Source organism: Paenibacillus tyrphae, assembly GCF_024158745.1.
Classification (GTDB): Bacteria; Bacillota; Bacilli; order Paenibacillales; family NBRC-103111; genus Paenibacillus_G; species Paenibacillus_G tyrfis_A.
On sequence record NZ_JAMZAW010000003.1, the window covers coordinates 199,552 to 224,940 of the forward strand.

Below are 25,389 nucleotides of genomic sequence, written 5' to 3' on the forward strand. Positions count from 1 at the left end.
GTAGAGTTGTTTCACGTCTTCTCTTTTTTGCTTTTACCCGGAACCGGGCGGCCGCACATTTCGAAAGGGGATCGATACACATGACAAAACAGGCGCAATTTTCAGGGGAACACCGACAAGAACGGCTTCGGGAGATGGCCGGAGCCCCGCTCGATCTGCTGGTCATCGGCGGAGGCATCACCGGGGCGGGAATCGCGCTCGACGCGCAAACCCGGGGTCTGAAAACGGGACTAGTCGAGATGCAGGACTTCGGCGCGGGCACGTCGAGCCGTTCGACGAAGCTGATTCACGGCGGCTTGCGTTACTTAAAGCAGCTCGAATTCAAACTGGTGGCCGAGGTCGGCAAAGAGCGGGCCATCGTCTACGAGAACGCGCCGCATGTCACAACGCCGGAGTGGATGCTGCTGCCGATTATTGAACGCGGCACCTACGGCAAGCTGGCAACCTCCGTCGGGCTGATGATGTACGACTCCCTGGCGGGCGTCAAGCGGAGCGAGCGCCGGATCATGCTGTCCAAAACCGAGACGCTGCGGCGCGAGCCTCTTCTCCGTGAAGACAAGCTGAAAGGCGGCGGGTATTACGTCGAGTACCGCACGGACGACGCCCGGCTGACGATTGAAACGATGAAAGCCGCAGCGGATCGCGGCGCTTTGGCCGTCAACTATGCGAAGGTGGAAGAACTGCTCTATGAGGGTGGGAAGCTGAAGGGCGTGCGAGTCGTCGACATGCTGAGCGGCGAAACGTATGACATCTTTGCCCGCAAAATCGTCAATGCGGCGGGACCTTGGGTCGACACGATCCGGGAAAAGGACGGCTCGAAGCAGGGCAAGCGACTGCACCTGACCAAAGGCGTGCACCTTGTCATCGACGGTGGGCGGTTCCCGCTCAAGCAGGCGATCTACTTCGATACGCCGGACGGCCGCATGGTGTTCGCCATTCCGCGCGACGGCAAAACGTATGTCGGCACCACCGACACGAACTACAGCGGCGATATCGTTCATCCGCGGATGACGACGGCCGACCGCGATTATATTTTGACGGCGGCGAACTTCATGTTCCCGAGCCTCAAGCTGACGGCGGCCGATGTCGAGTCCAGCTGGTCCGGGCTGCGTCCGCTCATTCACGAAGACGGCAAATCGCCGTCGGAGCTGTCGCGGAAAGATGAAATTTTCATCGCCCCTTCGGGTCTCATTACCATTGCCGGCGGTAAGCTGACCGGCTACCGCAAAATGGCGGAGCGCATCGTCAACCTGGTCACGGGCCAGCTCCAAGAGCAAAGCGGCGGTTCGTATCCGGGTTGTACGACGGACCGGATCAAGCTGTCCGGCGGGGACGTCGGCGGCTCCGCGCAATTCAAAGCGTTCGCGGAAGCGAAAGTACGCGACGGCGAAGCGCTTGGTCTGACGAAGCGTCAAGCCGAGTCGATCGTGCAGCGCTACGGCTCCAACGCGGACCGCGTCTTCCAGCGCTGCACGCAGATGCGCGAAGAAGCGGAACAAACCGGCCTGCCGGTAGATGTGCTGGCTTCGCTCGCCTACGGCATCGATGAGGAAATGGTCACGACGCCGCAGGACTTTTTCGTCCGCCGTACCGGCGCGGTGTACTTCGACATCGCTTGGGCGCAGCGTTGGAAGCAGCCTGCGACGGCTTACATGGCGAAGCGCTTCGGCTGGACGCCGGAGGTCGCGGAGGAGCATCTGCGCCGACTGGACGTGCTGCTGCACGATGCGGCGACGCCTGCCGCTTCCGAGTAATCGCCCGGTCCCGGCGAGCCGTTACACCGGCGCATAGGCGTCCCACAGCTCCCTGCGGGAGGTGGTGACGGCTACCGCGCCGGAGCCGAGCGCAAGCTCGACATCCTCATTCGTCCGGATCAATCCGCCGGCCAGAATCGGAATGTCGAGCTTGCTGCGCATTTCGGCGATAATATGCGGCATCACGCCCGGCATCACTTCAATGTAGTCGGGTGCGACTTTCTCCGACAGCCGGTAGGTCGTGTCGAGCGCAATCGAGTCAAGCAGGAAGTGCCGCTGAATGCCGAGCACTTTATGCTTCTTCGCCGTCGCTACGGCGCTGCTTCGGGTGGAGATGATGCCCGCCGGCCGCATGGATTGGCATAAAAACTCGATGGCGTAATCGTCATTTTTCAGGCCGTGAATCAAATCCACATGCACCAACAGCTGCTTCTTATGCTGCCGGACAAGCTGCGCGACGCTCATCAGCTGCGACACATGGCTGTCCAGCAGAACGATCCAAACATAGGAGGATGCGAGCAAATGCTCCAAATCCTTCAGCTTGCGTACGGCGGGAAGAATCCGCTGTCCGTAAAAATCCGACGGAGCCGGGACCGATGTCCCGGCTTTTCGTTCTGCGTTCAACCTTGCCTGCCCCTTTCACCGGCATTGCGCATCCGGCCGTCCAGGAAACGCGCGGTCGCTTCGAGCGCTTCCTCAAGCTGTGGGGTCGTTCCGGCAAACGGATGAACCGCGCCGAACGTATGCGTCCCCCCCTCAATTGTCACGAAAGATTGGTTCGGAGCGGCCTCGCGCAGCCTGCGGAAGCCCTCCTTCAGCCGGTCGGAGTCCGCGTCGCCCTGTACGGACAGCACCTGTGTCTTCAGCCCGGCGAGCCGCGCGGTAATATCGAAGCGCTCTGCGTTTTGCTTCAAGTCATCGTAGAACGTTTGCCGGATCGGCATGCTTTGCCCCGTCCTCGCGTTCGCCACGTAGGCGACACCGTTGCGGGCGATTTCTTCCTTGAACGCGTCGTCGAACAGGTCGGCCGAAGCGATGCCGTTCCACGTGACCACGGCCTGCACGTCCGGATGCTCCGCGGCGAACACGATGCTGTTTCCGCCCCCGCGGCTGTGGCCGAGCAAGGCAACCCGGCAGGTATCCGCCCGCTCCGCAAAGGGCAGCCGCTTCTCCTGCAGCAGCTCCCAGACGACCGCCAGATCCGCCTGCTCGCAAGAGTACGTGTTTACGGCGAATTTGTCCAGCTCGTCGAAATCGCGCTCGTTCACCCCGTTACAGGAAAAATTAAACCGGACGACGTAATATCCGCGGCGGGCCAGCTCGGCGGCGGCATAAGGCTGAAAGCCCCAATCCATGAAGCTTTTAAAGCCGTGCGCCATGATCACGACGGGCACCGGCCCTTCGCTGGCCCCCTCCCGTATCGTCACCTCGCCCCGAAGGGTCAGCCCGGCGTCAATCGGCTGCTCGAAACGCTGCTGCCGCAATCCGGATGCTTGCTGCTCGCTCATAAGAATTCCTCCTTGAATACGTGGAATGATATGGAATAACGGCTAATGTACAGCCCTTCCGTCTTTTGTGCTGCGCATGGCTGTATTTCCTTTCCATTGTATCAAAAGCACCGGCATTTGCCATGCTCTCTTGGTCCCGCAGTGCGAATCCGCCCCGAACTGGGGGAACAAGTTCCAATGGCAAAACGTAAAATTTCCGTAAAGAAACAGGAATAAACCCGTCGTACCGAGAATAAGCGATCGATATACGTCAATGCGCGAAGGGTGGACTGCATATGGTTGAATCTCCGCGGAGCGGCTGGAGGCTGTATTGGTCGATGCCGATTCTGGCTTGGGCGCTGTACGATTTTGCGAATACGATTTTTTCAAGCAACATCATCACGATCTTTTTTCCGTTTTACTTGCAGGAAACGATCGGCGGCAGCGAGACGACGAACCAAATCGCCGGCACGTTCGTAACGTATACGAATGCGCTTTCGAGCTTCTTTCTCGTGCTGCTGTCGCCGCTGTACGGCGTATGGATCGACCGGACCGGACGCAAAAAAGCGTACCTCGTCCCCTTCACGCTCGCCTGTATCGTCAGCACCCTGCTGATGGGCGTCTTCGCGGGCTGGCAGACGGATGCGGGGATCGCCGGTCTCCCGCTGTCACTGGCCGCCGTGCTGCTGCTGTTTATGATCGCGAAGTTCGCGTACAACTCCTGCCTCGTCTTTTACGACGCGATGATCTCTGACCTCGGGAGCGACAAACAACTCCCGCTCATCTCCGGCTTCGGCGTCGCCGTCGGCTACATCGGTACGCTGGTCGGCCTCACGGTCTACCCGCTTGTCGGCGAAGGCGATTTTCACCGGTCCTTCGTTCCGAGCGCATTGCTGTTTTTGCTTTTCTCGCTCCCCATCTTCTTTCTATATAAAGACCCCAAGCCCGCACCGTCGGCAGCGGCGGCAAAGCCTTCTTTTCTCAGCGGGTACCGCGATATTGTCCTAACGTTCCGCGAGGCGCGGTTGTACCGGCCCGTGTTTCTGTTTATGATCGCTTACTTTTTCTTCAACGATGCGGTCGCTACGGCCATTACGGTCATGGGCGTGTATGCGAAAGCGGTCATCGGCTTTTCTACGAAGCAATTCATCTTGCTGTACCTGGTCTCTACCGTTTCAAGCATCGTCGGCTCGTTCGCCTTCGGGTATGTGACGCGCAGTGTCGGGGCCAAACGCTCGGTCGCTATCGTCGCATGCGTGATGATAGCTGCCATATTGCTGGCATCGACCGCTTGGAACGAGCCGATGTTCTGGACGGCCGGCAGCTTGTACGGCATTGCCATGGGCGCCATGTGGGTTGCCTCGCGCACGATGATCGTCGAGCTGACCCCGGAGCATAAGCGCGGCCAATTTTTCGGGCTGTTCGCCTTCTCCGGCAAAGTATCGTCCATCGTCGGACCGTTGCTGTACGGCTCCATTACGTGGGCGCTGGCCGAAGCGGGCAACCTCGCCAGCCGCATCGCCTTGGGTTCGCTGCTCGTTCTGGTGCTGATCGGACTGATCGTTCATGTCCGCGTTCCTTACCGGTCCGGGGCAAAATAACGCTTCTTTCTCAACGGTTCGTCCAACATTTACTTTTTTTCCGAGAGTTGTGTTATAATAAAAGCAAGTGACTGGTTCGGATCTTTTGAGTTTGATTTGTATGTTCGTCGTCAATTCCATCGAGGAGGTCTAACTTGGCTGGTTCAGAAAAAAAGTTGTCCATTTTTGCCTTGGGCGGCGTAGGCGAAATTGGCAAAAACATGTATGTGGTACAATACGCAGACGACATTGTTGTTATTGATTGCGGTTCGAAATTCCCGGATGTGGAGCTGCCCGGCATCGATATTATCGTACCGGATATCTCCTATCTGATCGAGAACCGGAATAAAGTCAAAGCGCTCGTCATTACACACGGTCATGAGGATCATATTGGCGGGTTGCCTTATATCCTCAAGCAGCTCAACATGCCCGTCTATACGAGCAAACTGACGATGGGACTTATTGAAGGAAAATTAAAAGAACACGGGCTGCTGGGTTCGACGGAACGGGTGTTAATTCACGCGGATTCCGTATTAAAGTTCGGAACAATTGTCGCTTCGTTCTTCAAAACGAATCACAGTATCCCGGACAGCCTTGGGGTCGTGCTTGATACCCCCGAAGGCGCAGTCGTTCATACCGGCGATTTTAAATTCGACCAAACTCCCGTTAACGGCCAATATGCGGACCTTCACCGCATGTCGGATATCGGCAAAAAAGGCGTCCTCGCTCTGCTGTCCGAGAGCACGAATGCGGAGCGTCCAGGGTTCACCCCTTCGGAGAAAAGCGTCGGCGTCAATCTCGAGGACGTATTCCGGACCGCACGCCAGCGCGTGATCGTGTCCACCTTTGCCTCCAATGTGCACAGGCTCCAGCAGGTCATCGAAGCGGGCATCGCGTCGAACCGGAAGCTGGTCGTCATCGGACGCAGCATGGTCAATATGATTACCATCGCCTCCGAGCTCGGTTATCTGAACATTCCGGACGGCATGCTGATCGAGCCGAACGAAGTGAATAAATACGCTGCCGATCGTATCGTTATTCTGTGTACAGGCAGTCAGGGCGAACCGATGTCGGCACTGACCCGGATGGCGCGCTCGAACCACAAGCAGGTAGAAATTCTCCCAGGGGACACGGTCATCATCTCGGCCACGCCCATTCCGGGGAACGAAAGAAATATCGGACGGACGGTTGACGAGCTGTTCCGCCTCGGCGCTCACGTCATCTACGGCTCCGGCTCGCTGACGGGTATGCACGTTTCCGGACATGCCAGCCAGGAAGAATTGAAGCTGATGATCAATCTGATGCGTCCGAAGTTTTTCATCCCGATTCACGGGGAATACCGGATGCTCCGTCAGCACAGCACGCTGGCGCAAGCGGTCGGCGTCGACCCGGCCAACATCTTCATTGTCGACAACGGCGAAGTCGTTGAAATCCAGAACGGCGCAGCCCGCAAACGCGGAAAAGTTCCGGCAGGCAACACGCTCATCGACGGCTTAGGCATCGGTGACGTCGGAAATATCGTCCTGCGAGACCGTAAGCATTTGTCTCAGGACGGCATCCTGATTGTTGTCGTTTCGATCAGCAAACAGGAAGGTACGATCCTCTCCGGACCCGACATCATCTCCCGCGGCTTCGTATACGTCCGCGAATCGGAAGGCTTGCTCGACGATGCAAGCCGCATAGTGTCCAATACGATCAACAAATTAACTCACGAGAATGAGAACCAATGGTCTACGATAAAATCAAATGTAAAAGATGCGCTTGGACGATTCTTATATGAGCGAACCAGAAGAAAGCCGATGATTCTTCCGATCATTATGGAAGTTTGATCGAACCAAACCAACCAGTCCACTTACAACGAGCAAATACCCTCTATCCTTTGCGGGATGAGGGTATTTTTTGTCTGGGATTATTCGTCGAGCTTCATGGTTTCTTGGATATCCGTCTGGACAAGATCCCCCGTGGGCTTCGCTGTTCGTTGTCTTCGTATTTACATAGAATGATACACTAATCGTTAGAAATTTGGTGCATAATTGTTATCCTGTTCTGTATCTTAAAATCCCCTATTGACATCCTTTTAGGGTTCGTAAAGACTGGGTTACATTTGTTATTAATTTATCATCTTCCTAGCGGCGGTAAGTATCTAGAGTAGGATAAATTTGATTGGGAAACAGTCCTTAGACTTGCAGCCATTTCACTAAGATCGTTCCTGTTCAATCAGAATCATTCGTTTTAATATAAGATAAATTTAAAGTTTTTTACCATTACTTCTAAATATGAAAGGAATTTCTTTTCATTGGAATCATTAAGTTGGATTAGGAATAAATACTTAAAATTGATATTTTTTATAGAACGGCACAAAGAAAGAATCCCTTTAAGTAAATTCATACTCGTATACTTAAGAATTCCTACAGCGCTGAGAATACTTGTCACTATTGTCTTTTTTGGATTTTCTCATGGATTAGCATATATAATTGGTTTTATTATCTTACAGAGTAAAGCGAGAAATGAGGTACTTTCCTTAATAACTGCTTTTCAAAATCCTGTAAACTTCACTGACAGACTTTATTTTTATTACGCGTTCGTGTACATGTTCATCACTATATTAACCATGGCCCCTTTTGGTCTTTTCTTGTTTTACGGAAGAAACTTTTTGAGAAAAATAAAAAAGAATAAACTCTATTTCAGGATAGGATTTTTATTATGGGCAATTTCTGTAACTCTCTTATCATTTATACTACTACAAACTGCATCTCTGTTAACTTATTACTTGTTCTACGCTTCGAAAAACGCCTCCATTTGGGAGGTATCAATAAAATACTTTTTTTTATTCCAAAGAACTACAATGGAATTCTCCTTCATTTGACTTAAAAGCTTTTCAAAAAGAAGTTTTTATTTCACTACAATCAGGAAACATGGCTGCTGTACTTTTAGCGTTCCTATTTTTCATCTACAAAAAAAATTTTAAAGAAAGAGAACAATTTCATCGAAATATGCTAAGCTTAGCACTTGTTGAGTCAGAAATGATTTTCTGGTCAAAATTCAATTGGAACATATTAAAAATCAGTACATTTATTTCATATTTAAAAATTAAAAAATCTATATCATTTATATTATATATCTTAATAACATATGTTTTCATTTTTGCTGCTCTTATTGTATTTGTTTCACACACAGCCTATCAATGGGGTGGTTTTGGAAAAAACCTTGCGCAATTTGATACAGATTTCGTCGTAGTGGACTATAATTTAAATGGAGAAATTAAAACTGTTCAAGGGATTCGAGTTTATCATGATAAGAATTACATTGTGGTAAGGGACAAGCAAAACAATATGCACAATATTTTTACGGACCAAATTCATATTCAGACGAAGCAACTTCAAACAAATTAAAGGAATAACATAAAGCAAATTTGTTTTTATCTTCATAAAAACAAAGAGTGAAAAAATTTATGCCTTATCATATTCCCATCATGCTCTTCCTGTAGAAGATTTTCTTTCTCCTTGATTTCTCCTACGGGCTGACCCTTTCCTAGGAGCGTGGATGATAATGAAAGCTTATCGAAAAAATCACAATCAAGCATATGCCAGGCATCACAGAAAGCGGTTATTAGGCGCCAAAAACGCCCGTTAACAAACGAAGACCGGTTGTCAAATGCGGCAGTAGACTCGCCAAAGGAAAAATCCATTGTTCCTGCTGGATTTGTAGTGAAAGAAATAAAACGATTAGGCCACCCCAAATCAGAGTTAGCAAGAATAGTCAACTGCCAGCAGCAGCTTCTGGATTGTGTCTAAACTCCATCTATCAAACCAAGCAAATGCTGTTTATTCACCAATTGTAGGTTTTTTATTATTGATGTGAGTTTACCGCTGCACTAAATGCACCGAAAACCAAATAGCCCTCTTCCCGCGCTTCCCCGGAAGGAAAGCGGAAAAAGAAGGCTGGTGTGGTTGCTTCGCGAATGCTTCAAATCTGCAGTTCCCCAAGCTTGATCAGCTCGACAACTGCTTGCGAACGGCCTTTGACATTTAACTTCTGCATGACGTTAGAAATATGGTTCCGCACTGTCTTTTCACTAATAAACAGCTGCTGTGCGATATCTTTTGTCGTTTTGTCCTGCACCAGCAGTTCAAAGACCTCACGTTCGCGATTGGTGAGCAAAAATTTACTTTTGTGATCGCTGCCTTTCAAAGTGTCACCCCTCCTTGCCCGGGTTTTGGTTTCATTACAAGGTCTAGGGATACAGTCAAATTCAGTTTATGAAAGGCAGCACTTGCTGGTGCGTTCGTACTTAAAAATGGGCTTCCCGCTAAGCTTTCAGAGTGATTCGGAGCGTCTTGATCTCGTACGGCTTCATGAACAGCCTGACCTCATGCGGACCGTGCTCCACCGCTTGCGGCTGCTCCTCCATCAGGTTCGTCTCTTCTACGGAAACAAACTCCCCGACCCGCGCATCCGTGCAAAAACGGACGTCTCCCCGAATGCCGCCGTACTCGTACAAGCGGACGATGAATGTCTCGTCGTCTTCGGATTTTTTGACCGTATCGATCATGACGTGGGAGCCATCGACGTGGAAAAGCCCCAATTGCTCAGGAAGGCCGTCCGTATGCGCCGTTCCGGCCAATTGTACCGGAAGCAGCGGCATGTTGAGTTCGCACGCCTGACGGTGCGTGTCCGCCTCCAGCCAACCGTTTTTATGCGGATAAAGCGAATAAGTAAATTCGTGCAGCCCCTGATCGGCTTCCGGATCTGGCGATACCGCCGACTTAATGAGACTGAGACGCAGCACATGATTGCGGATATCGTGGCCGTATTTGCAATCGTTCAGCAGGCTTACGCCGTAGCCCCCTTCGGACAGATCGACCCAGCGTTGCGCCACCGATTCGAATCGCGCCCAATCCCAGCTTGTGTTCCAGTGCGTCGGCCGTTCCACGTTGCCGAATTGAATCTCATACGTCGCCTTCGTCGACCGCACGTCGACCGGGAACGCCGCCTTGAGCAGGTGCTGCTTCTCGCGCCAGTCAACCCGGGTACAAAAATCAATTCGCGGATGGTCGCGGTACAGCGTCATTTTCTGCTCGATGACGGAGCGGTGGTAACGCCATACAAGCTTAAGCACGGCACGCAGCGGTCCCTGCTCCTCCACTACCGCTTCGGTCAGCTCCCCGACGGTCCAGCTCTTCTCTTGATAGTAGATGTCGATATCCCAAGCGTCGTGCGCCATCGGCTTATCCTCGAACACCTGCAGCACATTCGCCGCTTCGCCCGGCTTAAGCACTTCCCGCGCGTTCCGTTTGTCGTACAGAGATACGATCTGGCCGCTGCCGTTAAGCTCAATCCGGTAAAAAGGCGTCTCCAGCAGCCGTTCGCCGATGCTCCATGCCCCGCTGCTTGCCGCCGAAGCGCTGTTCGTGCTTTTGCCGACGATGGTCGTATAGCCTAATGCCGGAACGTTCGGCGTATGAACGAGCATCGAGACGGGCTGACCTTCGGCGCCGCGAACAAGTTGACTTTCCAGCGCTTCGCCGCTTGGCGAGGACCACGCTATTTGCTCGGCAGAAGCCGGGAGGGCCTCCAAAGGAATTTCCACAAGCGCCGACCGTTCCCAGCCTAACGGGTTGATCACCCGATAACCGACTCCCCCTTCCGCCGCAGCTCCGTCCTGCCCGCGACCGCCTGCGATCGCTTGAGTGCCTTGTTCCAAAGCTGCGACTGCCAGTTGCTCCGCTTCCGCGTACTCTTCCCGGCTGTCCTCGTATACTTCGCCGATCGAGGAGCCCGGGATAATATCGTGGAACTGGTTGCGGAGCGTAATGATCCAGCTCTTCCGCAGCGTTTCAACCGGATACGCATGCTCGCCGTTCAGCAGCATCGCAAGGCTGTTGACGAATTCCGCTTGGTGCAGCAGCGTCTCCATCCGGCGGTTCATCCGTTTGTTGTAGGCTTGCGACGTATACGTGCCGCGGTGGTATTCCAAGTACAGCTCCCCGTCCCATAAGGGCAGGCGCGGGTGATCCGATACCCGGTCATCGAGCGCTTCGAAAAACTCCTCCACCCGGCCCTGACGCACCTGAGGCATCGCCGGCATGTCCTCGAAGCGCCGCACTGCCTCCAGCATATCGCGGGTCGGTCCGCCGCCTCCATCGCCCCATCCGTAGGCGAGCAGCAGTTGGTCGTTCAATTCCTTTTGCCGGTAGTTGTCCCATAGCCCCTGTACGCTGGACGCGGTCACGTTGCCGTTGTAGGTGTAGTACCAGCTGCCGTCGTTGTTGGGCGTCGTAATAAAATGAGTCAGCAGCTCCGTACCGTCGATGCCCCGCCAATGGAACGTATCGTGCGGGAAGCGGTTATACTGGCTCCAGCTGATTTTGGTCGTCATAAAGTAATCGATGCCGGCCTTCTTCAAAATTTGCGGCAGTGCCCAGCTGTAGCCAAACACGTCGGGCAGCCACAAAATCCGGTTGTCCACGCCGAATTCTTCGCGGAAAAACCGTTTGCCGTAAAGCAGCTGCCGGACGAGCGATTCGCCGGAAGGGATGTTGCAGTCCGACTCCAGCCACATCGCTCCGGACGCTTCCCAGCGGTTCTCTGCCACGCGCTGTTTGATTTTCTCGTAGATGTCCGGATAGTCTTCTTTCAAATAAGCATAAAGCTGCGGCTGGGATTGGAAAAAGATATATTCCGGATAGCGGTCCATCAGCTGCAGCACGGTCGACCAGGAGCGGGCGGATTTCTCACGCGTATGCTTCAATCTCCACAGCCAGGCGACGTCGATATGGCAGTGTCCGACCGCCGTCACCTGTGGCCGAGCCCCGCGCGGCAGCTCTTCCAGCCGCTGCTTGAGCAGCGCCAAAGCCTGTTCCGCCGCAGCGTAAAAATCGTCCGAGCCCGGCGCGCGCCAATCCAGCAGTTGGATCGCATCGTCGAGCGCCGACAGCATGCCGTGCTTCTCGCTGCTGCGGTCCTCCAGGCAGCGCACCGCTTGCAGCACGTGCAGCGCCGTATAATACAAATCATCCGTGGCCGGGTCCAGCCAAGCGAGATCCAGCTCGTCGATCCGGTGATCGAACGGCTGATGTCCCGCGTCCGGCGGCGTCAGGCCGCTCCAGGCTTGAATGATCAGCTCCGCGCCGCCCTTATTGACGGCCTCGGCCGGGATAAACAGCTCCCCATGGTTCCGGTCCAGCGCCTGCGCCGGCTCCCCGTCCAAATAAGCGAGCGCCTCGTAGCCGCTGCAATTGCCTCCGCCCGTGTTGCCGAGCCGGATCAAGCCTACGACGTCCCGATCCTTCCATGCCTCCGGGAACGTCAGCGCGCCCACGAACCAAGCGGTCTGATCGCGTCCTCCCCAGCGGATGCCGACCGATACCGGTGTTCCGGCTTGCTCCCAGGCTTCCTGCGGGGAAGCGGCTTGCTCCACAATGCGAATGCCGGTCAACGGGAACCGATCCCGGTATCTGGCGTGCGCCAAATCGTTGATGCGGCGCTCTAGCTTTTCTTGTACGAATCTCATGTCCGTTCTCCTTTTCTATGGCTAAGATATACCTCCAATGTACGATATATCAAATATATTATCAATATGCATATTTGCTATAAAATTATGATGATACACACGGCAAAAAGCCCCCACCAAGCATGCATCTTGGCGGAGGCTTGCAAACGCAGCATGATAAAGAGGATAGCAAACGCTAGGAAAGTTCCGCTCCTGCAACGCAATCTGCCCCGGATTGCGAAAGCTAGGAAGGCTTTACGGGACCGGTCGATCCTCTTACGACCAGTTCCGGTCTTAAGATGATTTTCGTGTACTGCCCGTTGTCCTTGTCTTTGTCATGCGGGCGATCCAGCAGCCGGATCAAAATTTCCGCGGCTCGGCTTCCGATCTCCCCTTCCGATTGGGCCACGTGCGTATACCGTCCGGGCTCTTCCAGCCCTGGAGAAGGATCGTCGAACGTCAGGATGGACAGATCGTCGGGAATGCGAAGCCCGAGCCGCCGGGCCAGAATCGCAGTGTGAATGCCAAGCTTCGCGTTCAGCGCGATATAAGCCGTGGCCGATTTGCTCTGCAAATGCCGGTACAGCGGGTGATGCTCATCTAACAGGACGTCGTCGATCCGAAAGTCCGTCAAGATCAGCGAAGGATCGATCATCGCTCCTTGCTCTTTCAGCGCCTCCATGTACCCGGCGATGCGCTCGTCTACGGATACCGTCGGCAGCGGCGAGTCCGAGCAAATTGCGATTCTCCGGTGCCCGAGCTCCCACAGATGCGAGACGGCCAATTTGGCGCCAAGCGCGCTGTCCGAACAGACGAAATTTGTCTCCACCCCGGGCAGGTAGCGGTCGATTAACACGAACGGAAACTTGTTGATTTTGAGCGCCAATATTTCTTCGTTATACGTCTCCGCATCGACCGGGAAAATAATCAAGCCGGTCGCCCCCATCCGGGTCAGCTCGACGATCGCTTCCCGTTCCCTCTCCTTGGAATTGTGTGTCAGGACGGTGGCCAGATAATAGCCGGTATCGTTCAGCTCGTTCACGATTCCCTGCACCAGCCGCAGCGCGAAATAGTCGGCCATGGACGGGATGAGAAGGCCGATCATTTTGCGCGTTCCGGCGGTGATCCGAGCGGTAGGGGTACCGGCTGCAGCGCCCTGTACTCCCTTCTCGGCCTGTATACCGCCCGCTTGAGGGCTGATCGAAGCGCCCTCTCCGCTGCCGACGAAGCTGCCGCGTCCGGGAATGCGGTAAATCCAACCGTCCTTGGCAAGCTGGGCAAGCGCATTGGCTACCGTAATCCGGCTGACGTTAAACCTCGCGATCAGCTCCTTCTCGGAAGGAATCCGGTCCCCGTCGGCCAGTTTACCGGAGGAGATGAGCTGCTTGAAGTGCTCCTGAATTTGCACGTACAAGGGCTGTCTTTCGCTTTGCATGCGTCACGACCTCTGCTATCGATAATATCATTATGTCAATTATATCAATCCCTCGAATGTGTGACAAACCAGAAGATGCACCTTTTACAGACAAATCATCACCACGTTACCTTCCGGGTCCTCGACGATAAAATAGTGGTCGAACTTCACGTCGCGGACGATTGTAATGCCGCTGCTCCGAACGAACGCGCAGGCTTCATGGATGTTCGCAGCTTTGAGCATAAACGTCGGCAGCGCCGCAAGATCTTGGTTGTTGCGGTTATCGTCGAGCAGAATTCCCGTGCCGTTCGGCATATCGAACCAATAGATCGGCCCGCCATCCTGGCGATCCGGCTTGATCTGCTGGCCGAGCAGCTTGCCGTACCACTCGGTCGCTCTTTTCAGATGGGTCACGGGGATAACGACGCTGTTGATGCGGTTTTGAATCGGGGAATCGGGGACGGTCGGCCGCACCGGATTCGGATTGATCCACTCCGATTGTACGATCATGATCTCATTGCCTTCCGAATCGACAATATGGAAATACGCGAGCCCGGGATGAGGACGCTGCAAGTCGTGAGAGATCGTAATCCCGTTCTCCTGAACATATGAGCGTACCCGTTCAATATCCGTAGTCCTCATCATGCAAATCGGATATTTATCCCGCCCCTGTACATTGCGGTGATCATCCAACAGCAGATTGACCTGATTACTCATGTCGAACTCGTAAAACGGTTGGTCGTCATCCAGAGGTTGGAGCGGCATGCCCAGAAGCTTGGCATACCAAGCCGCCATGCCGGGCAAATCCCGGACATGCAGCACAGCGGCTTTAACCTCATGCAAGAGCTTTGTTTCCTTCGTTGACGTATTCATCGGCTTTCCCCTTTCAAAATGAATTTCATCAACTACGACGTTCCGATCATCTAAAATGTTCTGTCATCAAGGCGCGTCCTTTCCAATCCATTCGTATGCAGAATACGACTAAACGCGGATAAATTCAAGTTGGCGGACAGCACGAAAAAGCGGGACCCTAAGGCCCCGCTCAGCTTACCGCTATTGCTTATTTAAACGCAGGCACGACTGCGCCTTTGTACTTCTCTTCAATAAACTTCTTCACATCTTCGGACGTGAGGGCTTTAGCCAGCTTCTGCATCGCCTCGGAATCTTTGTTGTCCGGGCGGGATACGAGAATGTTCACATACGGGGAATCGTTCGATTCAATGAACAGCGCATCCTTCGTCGGTACAAGCTTCGCTTCGAGCGCGTAGTTCGTGTTGATGAGCGCCAAGTCGACTTCACCCAATGTACGCGGCAGCATAGCGGCTTCCAGCTCTTTGAACTTCAGGTTTTTCTTGTTTTCGACGACGTCTCTGACCGTTCCTTTGACGCCAACGCCTTCTTTGAGCTTGATCAGGTTGTTTTTTTCCAGCAGCGCGAGCGCGCGGCCGCCGTTGGATGGATCGCTCGGAATCGCGACGGTTGCGCCGTCTTTCAGCTCGTCGATCTTTTTAATTTTTTGCGAGTAGCCGCCGAACGGTTCGATATGAACGCCGGTCACGGTAACGAGATTCATGTTTTTGTCTTTGTTGAATTGCTCCAGATAGGGCGTATGCTGGAAGAAGTTCGCATCCAGCTGCTTCTCGAATACCTGTACGTTCGGCTGTACGTAATCCGTGAATTCTTTTACTTCCAGGTTGACGCCTTGCTCTTTCAGCTTCGCTTTGACGGAATTCAAAATTTCCGCATGCGGCGCGGCGGTAGCGCCGACCTTCAGCGTCACTTCTTTTTTGTCGGGAGCCGGTGTCGCTCCTCCGGTTTGCGGTGCTGCCGAATCCGGAGCGGATTTGGTGCCGCAAGCGGCCAGCGAGAAGGCCATCACGACGGACAATGCGGTAATCATCATTTTTTTCATGGTAAGATTCCTCCACCTTTTCCTATAGTATCGATTCCTTTGTATATAAAAATCCTTATTTCCGCTGAAATTTCCGGACAAGCCGGTCGCCCAGCGACTGCAGGATTTGAACCAGCACGAGCAGGAGAAGCACGGTAACGATCATCACGACCGTTTGGAAACGCTGGTAGCCGAAGCGGATCGCCAGGTCGCCAAGACCGCCGCCTCCGATGACCCCCGACATGGCCGTATACGATACGAGCGTGACCGCCGTAATCGTCGCCCCGGCGATCAAGCCCGGACGTGCTTCGGGCAGCATCACCCGCGACACGATCTGCCAGTACGTCGCGCCCATCGATTGCGCGGCTTCCACGACGCCGCGGTCCACCTCGCGCAGCGACGTCTCCACCAGGCGGGCGAAGAACGGAGCTGCCGCAATGACCAGCGGGGGGATCGAGCCCGATACCCCGAGGGATGTGCCAACGACCAGCCTCGTGAAGGGGATCAGCATAATCATTAAAATCACGAACGGCACGGAACGCAGCACGTTGACCACGAGCGACAGCAGCGCGTACACCACGGGCTGCCCGAGAAGCTGTCCCCGCGAAGTGACAAAGAGGATGATGCCAAGCGGCAGACCGATCAGCACGGTAAACACCATGGACAAGCCAAGCATCGTCAACGTGTCGTAGGTCGCCTCTCCGATCGCTCCCCAATCCAGATTAAGCAGTTCATCCATGCTGAATCACCTCCACATCCAATCCGCGGCCTCGCAGCAAAGCGATAGCCTGCTCCGCGCCGCCTTCCTGCCCCTGCAGCTCTACGACAAGCTGTCCGTAAGGGGTATCCTTGAGCTTCGATACCGTCCCTTGCAGGATAACGAACGGCACGTTCGTCTCGCGCATCGTTTCGTATAATACCGGCTGGTATGTCTGTTCGCCGATGTACGTCACCCGGACAAGCGTCCGATTGCTTGCCCCAGCGCTCCCGGAAGTCTCCAGTCCGATCGCGGCCACATCGGAAACTTGAGCGACGAACTCTCTGGTCGTCCGGTGCTGCGGCTTCAGGAACACATCGGTTACCAGTCCCTCTTCCACGATCTCTCCGCCGTCAATGACCGCCACGCGGTCGCAAATCGTGCGAATCACGTTCATCTCGTGCGTAATCAGGACGATCGTAATCCCGAGCTGCTTGTTAATATCCAGCAACAGCGACAAAATCGCGCCGGTCGTCTGCGGATCAAGCGCCGACGTCGCCTCGTCGCACAGCAGCACCTTCGGATTCGTCGCCAGCGCGCGGGCGATACCGACACGCTGCTTTTGGCCGCCCGACAGCTGCGCCGGATATTTGCTGCCGTGGCCGGTTAATCCGACGAGTCCGATCAGCTCCTCCACCCGGCGGGCGATCTGCTCCTTCGGCAGCTTGGCGAGCCGCAAAGGGAACGCAATATTATCGGCCACCGTCGCGGACGACAGCAGGTTAAAATGCTGAAAAATCATCCCGATCGAACGCCGCTCCAATTGCAGCTTGCCGGTGCCCAGCTTCGTCATCTCGACACCGTCTACAACGACTTCCCCGGCTGTCGGGCGCTCCAGCATGTTGATCGTACGGATCAGCGTGCTTTTGCCTGCCCCCGAATGGCCGATGATGCCGAAAATCTCGCCTTTGCGGATCGTCAAATCGATATTCCGCAGCGCCGTAACCTGTCTGCCCCCGACATCGTAGTTTTTCATAACGCCTTTCAAATGAATCAAATCGTCTTCCTCCCCGGAATAAACGGCCCTTGTTCGGTTAAACGGGCGCGTTCGCTTGCGCAAAAAAACCCTGCACGACGAGGTACAGGGTTAGCGGTTTAACTCATGTCCCTCTCATCTGCCAGAACCTTTGCTTCGGTTCTGGAGGAATTGGCACCTGATTTCCTACAATTCTGAATTTCCGAACTGTAAGGAACGGTTGCCGGGCTTCATCGGGCCTTGTCCCTCCGCCTCTCTTGATAAGAAGTGCTTCTATGAAATTAAATGAAATTTTCGAATCCAAATGGTATGAAACGTTGTTAGTGTACAAAATTATTCATGTAAAGTCAATAAGAACATACGGAATTTCGGCTTGTTAAAATATTGAAGCCGGCGAAGAAGCTCCCCGCATTACTCGTTCAGAGGCAGCTCCAGGCGAAAAACAAACCGCCCCTGCTCGTGCCGGAACACCAGCCGTCCTCCGTGCAGCTCGGCAATGTTGCGCGCGATCGACAGCCCGAGTCCTGCGCCGTCAGGCAATGGATCCCCCGTCCGCGATTCGTCCGCTTTATAGAACCGCTCGAACAGCAGCTCCTCCTGCGCCTTCGTAATCGGCCGGCCTTCGTTCTCGAATTCGATGGCCGCGCGCTTCGGGTAGGCCGCTAATGTCACGGTTATACGGCCGGGAGCGACGGAATATTTTACGGCGTTCATCAGCAGATTATCCAGCGCGCGAACGAGCTTTTCCGCATCGGCAACAACATACAGCGGGGCTTCCGGGAGCCGGCATTCGATGGCAATCTGACGCTGCTCCGCAATCGGCTCGAATTCGCTGACCAATTGTTCCAGCAAATGGTGAATGTCGATCTCGCGCCGTTCCAGCTTGGCCTCACCCCCGGAGAGCCGGGTGTATTCGAATAAGTCGTCGATCAGCTTCTTCAGCTGATTGGCTTTATTGTAAGCGCTCGTCAAATACCGTTCCCGCTCAGGAGCATTCGTTTGCGCAGGATTCATCAGCAGATTTAAATATCCGATGACGCTTGTAAGCGGGGTCCGCAAATCGTGGGAGACGTTCGTGATCAAATCCATCTTCGACTTTTCCAGGCGCCGTTCCTTCTCCTGCTGCCGGGCCAACTGCTCCGCCATGGAATTGATATTGGCGGCGACCAAGCCAAGTTCGTCCCGGCTGTTCGTCGCCAGCCGCACGGACAGCTCGCCGTGGGCGATATCGTTCAAGCCGCGATTGATGTAGCGAATCTGCCGCATTTTGCGCCAGGTCAGAGCATAGAAGAACAGCACGAACAAAAGGATGAACAGTAAAAATTTGAACATTTCGTTAATCTCGTACCCGTTCCCCGGCTGCGGAATCAGCTTGCTGGAAACGATCAAATAGACGGCCTGCTCCCGATAGTGCGCCGGCAGCACCGCCGTATACGCCGCACCCGGCTGCCTGTTGTTTGCCTGTTTGGCCGACATCAGCAGCTCATACAAGCTCAGCTTGCTTTCCGGGGCTTCGGAAGAGCGAAAAAGCACACGTCCGGACTCATCCGTTACGTATGCTCTCAGCTTGCCTCCCTCTCCGGCCTGTTCTACCAGCGAAGCCGCCGTCCGTTCATCCGAATCCGCTGCGCTCAAAGCCGCCCATTTCCTGTCGAGGTTATCCAGCCGTTCGTTTACCGTTCTTCGGATTGAATTGTAATTGTCCGAATCGTTCGGCTGAATTTCCAGGTAACCCCATTCCAATAATGTTGAGGTCAGCGTGCTCAGCATAAGGCATCCGACGAAGGTCAGCATCAACTTTACGCGAAGCGTGACCGAAAACGGCCGTTTCGGCAAACGCACCTTACTCAATTTTATAGCCCACTCCCCACACGGTTTTTATATACCGGGGTTCCCGCGGGATGTCTTCGATCTTTTCCCAGAGATTGCGGATATGCACCATAACGGTATTGTCGGAATGGAAAGCGCCTTCTTTCCACACCTGCTCATAGATCGCATCGACGGAAAACACTTGGCCCCGGTTTTTAGCCAGCAGAGCCAGTATTGCGAATTCGATCGGCGTGAGATTGACCTTTTTGCCGCGAACCGTCACCAAGTGACGGGCCGGATCAACGACGAGGTCGCCGACCTCCACCCGGCCGCGTTCCGCCTTCTTGCCGATCATGTGCTGCCGTCTCAGGCAGGCCTTGACCCGGGCGACCAGCTCCAGCGGGTTAAACGGTTTCACGACGTAGTCGTCCGCGCCCGTCGACAAGCCGGTGATTTTGTCCAGATCCTCGCCCTTGGCCGACAGCATAATGATGGGAACGTCACTCTTCTCCCGGATTTTCACGCACGCGCGAATGCCGTCCATCTGGGGCATCATAATATCCAAAATGATGATATTTACCTTCTCCCGTTCGGCCAGCTTCAAGGCTTGCACTCCATCCTCGGCTTCCAGTACGCGATAGCCTTCGTTCCGTAAATAAATTTGAATAATATCCCGGATATCCGGATCGTCGTCAGCTACCAATACGCTGTTCGCCTGCTCCAATCGAACCGCCCTCCTGCAATTTTTTGCGCTGCGCGAGCTTGACAAGGCCCCATGCGGCAGCAAGCGCCAGCGGAATCCACAGCAGCTTGAGACCGTAGCTATAGATGAGCATGCCGATTTCTTGAGCGTGACCGGCCGTTAGCCGCCCGATGAAGAAAAAGGCGAAAGTCCAAACGAACCCCGTCGTGTAGGAAAGGAGAGCATAGCGGCGAAAGGACATTTTGTTCATTCCTACGAGGTATGGCAAGACGTGGCGGACAACGGGGAAAAAATAGCTGATGATCAAGGCCAGACTGCCGTATTTTTGATTGAGCTTTTCCGACATCTCTATCGCTTTATCCATTTTCTTCTTTTTCCGGAGGCGCTCCAATACCGGGGTGCCCGCGTACCGGCCGAGGACGTATCCGAGCGATAATCCCGATACGACGCCGAGATAGGTTAAGAGAAAGGCGGGAACGGGGTGAAGCAGGCCGCTGGCCGTTACTGCACCGCCGGTCATCACGATGACTTCGTCGGGAATCGGCATCCCAACAATGCCGAGCCACAGCGCGAAAAACAAAGCCAAATACCCGAACTGCCCGATCCACAGCATCAGCGTATCGTAAGTCATTGCGGCGTTCCTCCCGGTTTCCGGCACACATATACGAATGCAGGAGGAAAATTAAACGGGACGAAGCGGATCGTCTCAATGTCAAAGTATTGTTCGAGCTGGGGCTTCATTTGAAGCGAATATTGAAACGCGATAAACCGGCCGCCCGGCTTGAGGGACGACGTGATTTGCTCAATCAGCCGGTCGCGCAATTGCTGCGGGAAATTGTAGAAGGGCAGCCCGCTGATGACGGCATCCAATCCCTTGATTCCCTGCTGATTCAGCACTTGCCCCATACTGCAGGCGTCGGCATGACAGGAGAACTCTGGGAACTGTACTGCCAGCTGCTCCCTTAGTATCTGTTCCTTTTCGAACAGCAGCACTTTCGTCTGCGGCCCCTTGGCTTGCCGGATGAACCGGGTTAATGCGCCTGTCCCGGCTCCGAGCTCCGCCACAACCTGCGCTTGAGCCCAAGGAACGGGCTTGGTCATCGCCCGGGCCAAAAATCGGGAGCTGGGCGTAACGCTGCCCATTTCTCGGGGAGATTGAAAAAATTTATTTAAAAAAAGCACCTTTTCTTGAACGTTGGCGTGGAAACTCATGAATGCATTGCCCTCCTTGTTGCTCTAAATTTAACCATTTAGACGCTATTCGAACCTTGTTACCCTTCAATCATTTACTTTTAAAACGAATGTAAGAGTCCGTTTGTTTCGTCCAATGGGATTCGATGTACTTAGGATATCCAAAATATCTTTAGAACAAATGGAGGTTTTTCTGAATTATTTCTTAAGAAAAAAGCCAGGCTCCCTAAGATTTCAAGCAGGAGCACAGGCTGTCTGAGCTGTAAGGGGGCTAAGCGCGTTCCGCTGCCGGAGCTTCGAGAACGGCGGTGCAGTATTTGCAGCGGGATGCTTTTTTGGGGATTTCGGACAAGCATTCCGGACATTCTTTAATGTTTTCTTTCGGGTCGGGCTTGGCCTCTTCTTTGCGGCGGAACCGGTTGATCTGCTTGACGGCGATAAAGATGACGAACGAAACGATCAGAAAATCGAGCAGCGTGCTGAGGAACAGCCCATAATTTAACGTTGCTACTCCAGCTTTCTTAGCAGCATCTATGGTTGCATATGAGTTCCCGTCAAGACTGATAAACAGGTTAGTAAAATTCACTTTACCCAACAGTAGCCCGATCGGAGGCATAACCAGATCGTTAACGATCGACGTGACGACTTTGCCGAACGCGCCTCCGATGATCACCCCGATCGCCAGATCGATCATATTCCCTTTAATTGCGAATTCTTTAAATTCTTTCAAAATTTTTGACGGCATCCTACGGCTGTCTCCTTTTTTGACTTGGTGTAATTAGAATGGCGTTTTCACCAGTTTAACCGTTTTTCGGGGGAAAAGACAAGCCAAAAAGCCCATTTCCTATCGGAACGATGGAAACGGGCCTTGCATGTAGCCGTCAGAATTGTTGACGGACTAGGCTTTTCTGCGCATCAGCGAAACGATCAGAGCTGCGGCGCCGAGCACGACGCCCGCGATGGACAAGTAAAGCGGCGTTTGGGACGCGGCGGGAGCTTCGGCTGCAGCCTTATCGGCCGCCGGTGCCGCAGGCGCCGTCGCATGGCCGTGGCTGTCCGCTCCGGCTCCGGCCGGTTTCGCGTTCACTTTCGTCACGGAAGCCGGTTTGTCCGAGCCGTCCGCGCCAACCCATTCGACGACACTGCCGTCTTTGTAGGTCTGGTAAGCCTTCCACGTAATTGCGGTAGCGGTATCCGCTACTTTGCCCTGCATGTAAAATTCACCGAATTCCGTGGCGCCCAAGCCTTCGCCGGTAGCTGTCCATACCACGCCGGTAATTTTATTGTTCGCATCCTTCGTCAGCTCGTACTTCCAGCCTGGCTTCGGCTCGAAGCGGGAGATCGATACGGAGTCAAGCGGGAACCTCACTTCGACTTTAACCGTCGGAATTTCTTTCTCCGTAGGAACACGAACGGTAAATTTCTCGTAGCTGCCCTGGGTCGTTTCTTTTGGCTGTACCGTCACATGGGCGCTGGCGAAGCCGCCTCCGAGCATGGAAGCGAGCAGCCCGACCGCGAGCGCAAAATGCAATTTTTTCATAAATAAAAGCCCCTTTCTCTTTAAGCAGTCAGTTTATCCTACTGTACTGTATCGTAAACCGCTTATCGAAAGAATGGCTCTACCGGGCTATTTTCCCCCTTGTTTTTGTCCGATCTGTGTCAATCCGTGACGCACCGCATAAGCGGTCAGCTGCACCCGGTTGTCCAGCGCCAGCTTGGATAAAATGTTCTTGATATGGTTCTTGACCGTGTTCTCCGTAATAATCAGCGTCTCGGCGATCTGGCGGTTGCTCTGTCCGCTGGCGACGCAGCTCAGGATCTCGCATTCGCGCTGGGAGAGCACGCCCGGCCCGATGTCGCTGGCCGTGGATTCGCCGGTCGACCGGAACGAATGGAACAGCCGGTCCGCCATACCGCGGGAAATTTCGCTGTTCTCGTCGAGCAATCCGCGCAAGTAGGCGATCCAGTCGTCAGGGTCCATGTTTTTGAGCAGGTAACCCTGCGCCCCATGCCTTACGGCCGTGAACAGATCGGCCACGTCGTCGGATACCGTGAGCATGACGATGCGGATGTGCGGATACAGGTGTTTGATCCGTTTGGTCGCTTCAAGACCGCTCATCCCTGGCATCTGAATGTCCATCAGCACCAGATCCGGCAGCAGCCGGCCGCACAGCTCGACGGCCTCGGTGCCGCTGCGGGCTTCCCCTATCCATTCGAAGCCGGCCTCCCCGTCGATCAGCGTCCGGATGGCGCGCCGGGCTAATGGGTGATCGTCGGCGATCAGCACCCGGTAATTCATCATCACAGCTTCACCTCCCGCAGCGGTCCGGTAACGATCAGTTCCAGCCCTTGCCCTTCCTTCGCCTGGATCTCCAGCTCCGCCCCCAGCTCCTGCGCCCGCTTGCGCATAATCGATACGCCGTACCGGTTCGGCCGCTGTCCGCCATCGCCCTCCATGCCTTTGCCGTCGTCGGCAATGCGCAGTCTCCAACTTCGCCCATCCTGCGTCGGGCCAAGTTCCACCTCCGCGTGATTGGCATACGAGTGCTTGCGAATGTTCGTGAACGCCTCCCGGATAATGGAGAACAAAGGCACCTCCGCCGACGGCGATATCCCTTCCTCCGGAACCGTAATCCGGTGGCTGACGGCGATGCCGCTCATGCCGCTCCATTCCTCCAGCCACGTCCGCAAGCGCGAGCCGAAATCGGCCCCCTCCTCCGGCGCTGTCCGCAGGTTGAAAATCGCCTGCCGCAGATGGTGGTCGATTTCGGAAACGGCCGAACGCGCCTCTTCAATCTGCCCTTTCTTCAGCTGCACGTTCAGGAAAAATAAAATTTGCGCGATATTGTCGTGCAGCTCCTGAGCGAGCCGCTCGCGCTCCTCGTATACCGCCCGTTTCGATTGCTCGACGGACAGCTTCGCGTTCATGGCCTCGATCCGGTTGAACATCCAGTTGCCGAACAAGAACGACAACAGCAGCGTAAGCAGCGTCATGTAGAAATTACCCGTCTCCATGGACAGCACGTCCAACAGGAAGTCGTGGCGTATATACTCGAACCCTCCGATGACCAGAGGCGGGAGCAAGATCGTTAATATTTTTAGCATGCGCATCGACATAAAATCTTCCATCGCCTTTCTCCCTATATTAACCTGTCGCCGTTTCGTATCCATTATATACCGATAAGTCGCAAGCTTTCGAGTTAAATTCGGCGGTTTGCGAATCCGGATGAAATAAAAATAGTCCCAGACCAGTTCGAGTCACCGGCGGGGATGACAAAAAAAGAGGACGCTCTCGCGGCATTGTTCCGCTCCGGGATCGTCCTCTTTCCGTAGAAAGCGTTTCTTTTAGCTAAACGCTATGTCTTACTTTTTCGTAATCAGCTCCAGATCGACAGGGATCGAAGCTTCCACTTTCTCGCCTTTCGATACCTTCACAGCCGTTTTTATGGCCACATCGCCGATGGCTGCCGGCTTTTGCGCTACCGTAGCGGCCATTTTTCCTTCGTTTACGGCTTTCACCGCATCGTCAGTTGCATCGAAGCCGACGACGACGATATTTTTGCCGGAGGCTTGGATCGCCTGCAGCGCGCCCAGCGCCATCTCGTCGTTGTGAGCGAATACGGCTGCAACGTCCTTATTCCCCTGCAGGATGTTTTCCATAACGGACAGTCCTTTGGCGCGGTCGAAGTCGGCCGGCTGGGAAGCGGCCATTTTCACACCGTCTTTGCCGTCTACGGCATTATGGAAGCCTTTGCCGCGGTCGCGGGCTGCCGAGGTTCCGGCGATGCCTTGCAGCTCGACGATGTTCCCTTTGCCGCCGATCGCTTTAAGAATGTAGTCGCCGGCCATTTGTCCGCCCTTGACGTTGTCGGATGCGATGTGCGAGACGACTTGACCGCCGTTCGCCGCGCGGTCGATGGTGATTACCGGAATGTTGGCTTTGTTGGCTGCCTCCACCGCCGTAATGACCGCCACGCTGTCCGTTGGGTTGATGAGGATGACGTTTACTTTTTTCTGGATCAAATCCTCGATGCCGCTGATTTGCTTCGAGGTGTCGTTCTGCGCGTCGACAACGACCAGATCGGCTCCGGCTTCCTTCGCCGCTTTCTCGGCGCCCTCTTTCAACGTAACGAAGAACGGGTTGTTGAGCGTAGAAATGGAGAGACCGATGGTTGCTTTACCGGAGGCGGCGCCTCCCTCTTTCTTCGGCTCGGCCGTCTTCGCTCCGCCCTCCAGATTGGACTTGGTGGAGCAGCCGGCGGCTGCCATGACGAATACCAGCAGAAGCGACAGAACCATGTACATTTTTTTCATGTTACTTTTCCCCTTTGCTTT

The 25,389-nt window shown here is 54.3% G+C and carries 23 protein-coding genes and 1 riboswitch; of the genes, 4 read left to right on the forward strand and 19 right to left on the reverse strand.

Features of this window, described 5'->3' with window-relative positions; translation table 11 throughout:
* Nucleotides 1-80 precede the first annotated feature (80 nt).
* The gene (locus NI000_RS06080; protein ID WP_375540945.1) at nucleotides 81-1,754 is read left to right on the forward strand and encodes a glycerol-3-phosphate dehydrogenase/oxidase; all 1,674 of its coding nucleotides are present in this window, start codon (nucleotides 81-83) and stop codon (nucleotides 1,752-1,754) included.
* A gap of 21 nt (nucleotides 1,755-1,775) precedes the next feature.
* On the opposite strand, the gene NI000_RS06085 is transcribed toward NI000_RS06080, so the two are convergent.
* Nucleotides 1,776-2,378, reverse strand: coding sequence for a glycerol-3-phosphate responsive antiterminator (locus tag NI000_RS06085; RefSeq protein WP_253408703.1), 603 nt, complete (start codon nucleotides 2,376-2,378; stop codon nucleotides 1,776-1,778).
* Nucleotides 2,375-3,262: an alpha/beta hydrolase family protein gene (locus NI000_RS06090; RefSeq protein ID WP_253408705.1), complete on the reverse strand. Its 888-nt coding sequence runs from the start codon at nucleotides 3,260-3,262 to the stop codon at nucleotides 2,375-2,377. The genes NI000_RS06085 and NI000_RS06090 overlap by 4 nt, the downstream gene beginning before the upstream one ends.
* A 275-nt stretch (nucleotides 3,263-3,537) precedes the next feature.
* Between NI000_RS06090 and NI000_RS06095 the strand changes: the two genes are divergently transcribed.
* The 3 genes from NI000_RS06095 to NI000_RS06105 all read left to right on the forward strand — a co-directional run bounded on the left by NI000_RS06095 (nucleotide 3,538) and on the right by NI000_RS06105 (nucleotide 8,213).
* Entirely contained in the window at nucleotides 3,538-4,842 is a 1,305-nt protein-coding gene (locus NI000_RS06095; RefSeq protein ID WP_253408707.1) for an MFS transporter, read from the forward strand.
* Nucleotides 4,843-4,976: 134 nt separating this feature from the next.
* Nucleotides 4,977-6,650 (forward strand): ribonuclease J, encoded by a 1,674-nt coding sequence (locus NI000_RS06100; protein ID WP_301292353.1) that lies wholly within the window; start codon nucleotides 4,977-4,979, stop codon nucleotides 6,648-6,650.
* A 1,086-nt stretch (nucleotides 6,651-7,736) separates the two neighbouring features.
* Nucleotides 7,737-8,213 (forward strand): hypothetical protein, encoded by a 477-nt coding sequence (locus NI000_RS06105; RefSeq protein WP_253408708.1) that lies wholly within the window; start codon nucleotides 7,737-7,739, stop codon nucleotides 8,211-8,213.
* 32 nt (nucleotides 8,214-8,245) lie between these two features.
* Here the strand turns inward: NI000_RS06105 and NI000_RS06110 are convergent, their stop codons facing one another.
* The 17 genes from NI000_RS06110 to rbsB form a co-directional block, all read right to left on the reverse strand.
* Nucleotides 8,246-8,584 carry a hypothetical protein gene (locus NI000_RS06110; protein WP_253408710.1) on the reverse strand — a complete coding sequence of 113 codons (339 nt, stop codon included), beginning with the start codon at nucleotides 8,582-8,584 and terminating at the stop codon, nucleotides 8,246-8,248.
* A gap of 203 nt (nucleotides 8,585-8,787) precedes the next feature.
* Nucleotides 8,788-9,012 (reverse strand): helix-turn-helix domain-containing protein, encoded by a 225-nt coding sequence (locus NI000_RS06115; protein ID WP_010493958.1) that lies wholly within the window; start codon nucleotides 9,010-9,012, stop codon nucleotides 8,788-8,790.
* 118 nt (nucleotides 9,013-9,130) lie between these two features.
* Nucleotides 9,131-12,334, reverse strand: coding sequence for an alpha-mannosidase (locus tag NI000_RS06120; protein WP_253408712.1), 3,204 nt, complete (start codon nucleotides 12,332-12,334; stop codon nucleotides 9,131-9,133).
* 223 nt (nucleotides 12,335-12,557) lie between these two features.
* The gene (locus NI000_RS06125) at nucleotides 12,558-13,748 is read right to left on the reverse strand and encodes a GntR family transcriptional regulator (RefSeq protein ID WP_253408714.1); all 1,191 of its coding nucleotides are present in this window, start codon (nucleotides 13,746-13,748) and stop codon (nucleotides 12,558-12,560) included.
* A gap of 84 nt (nucleotides 13,749-13,832) precedes the next feature.
* On the reverse strand, nucleotides 13,833-14,600 hold the full coding sequence (locus tag NI000_RS06130; protein ID WP_253408716.1) for a VOC family protein: 768 nt from the start codon (nucleotides 14,598-14,600) through the stop codon (nucleotides 13,833-13,835).
* A 187-nt stretch (nucleotides 14,601-14,787) separates the two neighbouring features.
* Nucleotides 14,788-15,639, reverse strand: coding sequence for a MetQ/NlpA family ABC transporter substrate-binding protein (locus NI000_RS06135; RefSeq protein ID WP_253408718.1), 852 nt, complete (start codon nucleotides 15,637-15,639; stop codon nucleotides 14,788-14,790).
* Nucleotides 15,640-15,694: 55 nt separating this feature from the next.
* On the reverse strand, nucleotides 15,695-16,357 hold the full coding sequence (locus NI000_RS06140) for a methionine ABC transporter permease (protein ID WP_036690760.1): 663 nt from the start codon (nucleotides 16,355-16,357) through the stop codon (nucleotides 15,695-15,697).
* Nucleotides 16,350-17,372 carry a methionine ABC transporter ATP-binding protein gene (locus NI000_RS06145; protein ID WP_253408719.1) on the reverse strand — a complete coding sequence of 341 codons (1,023 nt, stop codon included), beginning with the start codon at nucleotides 17,370-17,372 and terminating at the stop codon, nucleotides 16,350-16,352. The genes NI000_RS06140 and NI000_RS06145 overlap by 8 nt, the downstream gene beginning before the upstream one ends.
* Nucleotides 17,373-17,483: 111 nt before the next feature.
* Nucleotides 17,484-17,618: riboswitch (SAM riboswitch) on the reverse strand.
* A gap of 144 nt (nucleotides 17,619-17,762) precedes the next feature.
* Nucleotides 17,763-19,193 (reverse strand): sensor histidine kinase, encoded by a 1,431-nt coding sequence (locus tag NI000_RS06150; protein WP_253408965.1) that lies wholly within the window; start codon nucleotides 19,191-19,193, stop codon nucleotides 17,763-17,765.
* Between the two features lies 1 nt (nucleotide 19,194).
* Entirely contained in the window at nucleotides 19,195-19,884 is a 690-nt protein-coding gene (locus NI000_RS06155; protein ID WP_253408721.1) for a response regulator transcription factor, read from the reverse strand.
* Nucleotides 19,853-20,494 (reverse strand): DedA family protein, encoded by a 642-nt coding sequence (locus tag NI000_RS06160; protein WP_253408722.1) that lies wholly within the window; start codon nucleotides 20,492-20,494, stop codon nucleotides 19,853-19,855. The genes NI000_RS06155 and NI000_RS06160 overlap by 32 nt, the downstream gene beginning before the upstream one ends.
* Nucleotides 20,491-21,075: a class I SAM-dependent methyltransferase gene (locus NI000_RS06165; protein WP_253408724.1), complete on the reverse strand. Its 585-nt coding sequence runs from the start codon at nucleotides 21,073-21,075 to the stop codon at nucleotides 20,491-20,493. The genes NI000_RS06160 and NI000_RS06165 overlap by 4 nt, the downstream gene beginning before the upstream one ends.
* A 250-nt stretch (nucleotides 21,076-21,325) precedes the next feature.
* On the reverse strand, nucleotides 21,326-21,787 hold the full coding sequence (gene mscL, locus NI000_RS06170; RefSeq protein ID WP_253408967.1) for a large conductance mechanosensitive channel protein MscL: 462 nt from the start codon (nucleotides 21,785-21,787) through the stop codon (nucleotides 21,326-21,328).
* A 165-nt stretch (nucleotides 21,788-21,952) separates the two neighbouring features.
* Entirely contained in the window at nucleotides 21,953-22,594 is a 642-nt protein-coding gene (locus NI000_RS06175) for a YcnI family copper-binding membrane protein (RefSeq protein ID WP_253408726.1), read from the reverse strand.
* Between the two features lie 87 nt (nucleotides 22,595-22,681).
* Nucleotides 22,682-23,356, reverse strand: a complete 675-nt coding sequence (locus NI000_RS06180; RefSeq protein WP_253408728.1) for a response regulator — start codon at nucleotides 23,354-23,356, stop codon at nucleotides 22,682-22,684.
* Nucleotides 23,356-24,171, reverse strand: a complete 816-nt coding sequence (locus NI000_RS06185) for a sensor histidine kinase (protein WP_253408969.1) — start codon at nucleotides 24,169-24,171, stop codon at nucleotides 23,356-23,358. The genes NI000_RS06180 and NI000_RS06185 overlap by 1 nt, the downstream gene beginning before the upstream one ends.
* Nucleotides 24,172-24,417: 246 nt before the next feature.
* Nucleotides 24,418-25,368 (reverse strand): ribose ABC transporter substrate-binding protein RbsB, encoded by a 951-nt coding sequence (gene rbsB / locus NI000_RS06190; protein WP_253408730.1) that lies wholly within the window; start codon nucleotides 25,366-25,368, stop codon nucleotides 24,418-24,420.
* Nucleotides 25,369-25,389: the final 21 nt, after the last annotated feature.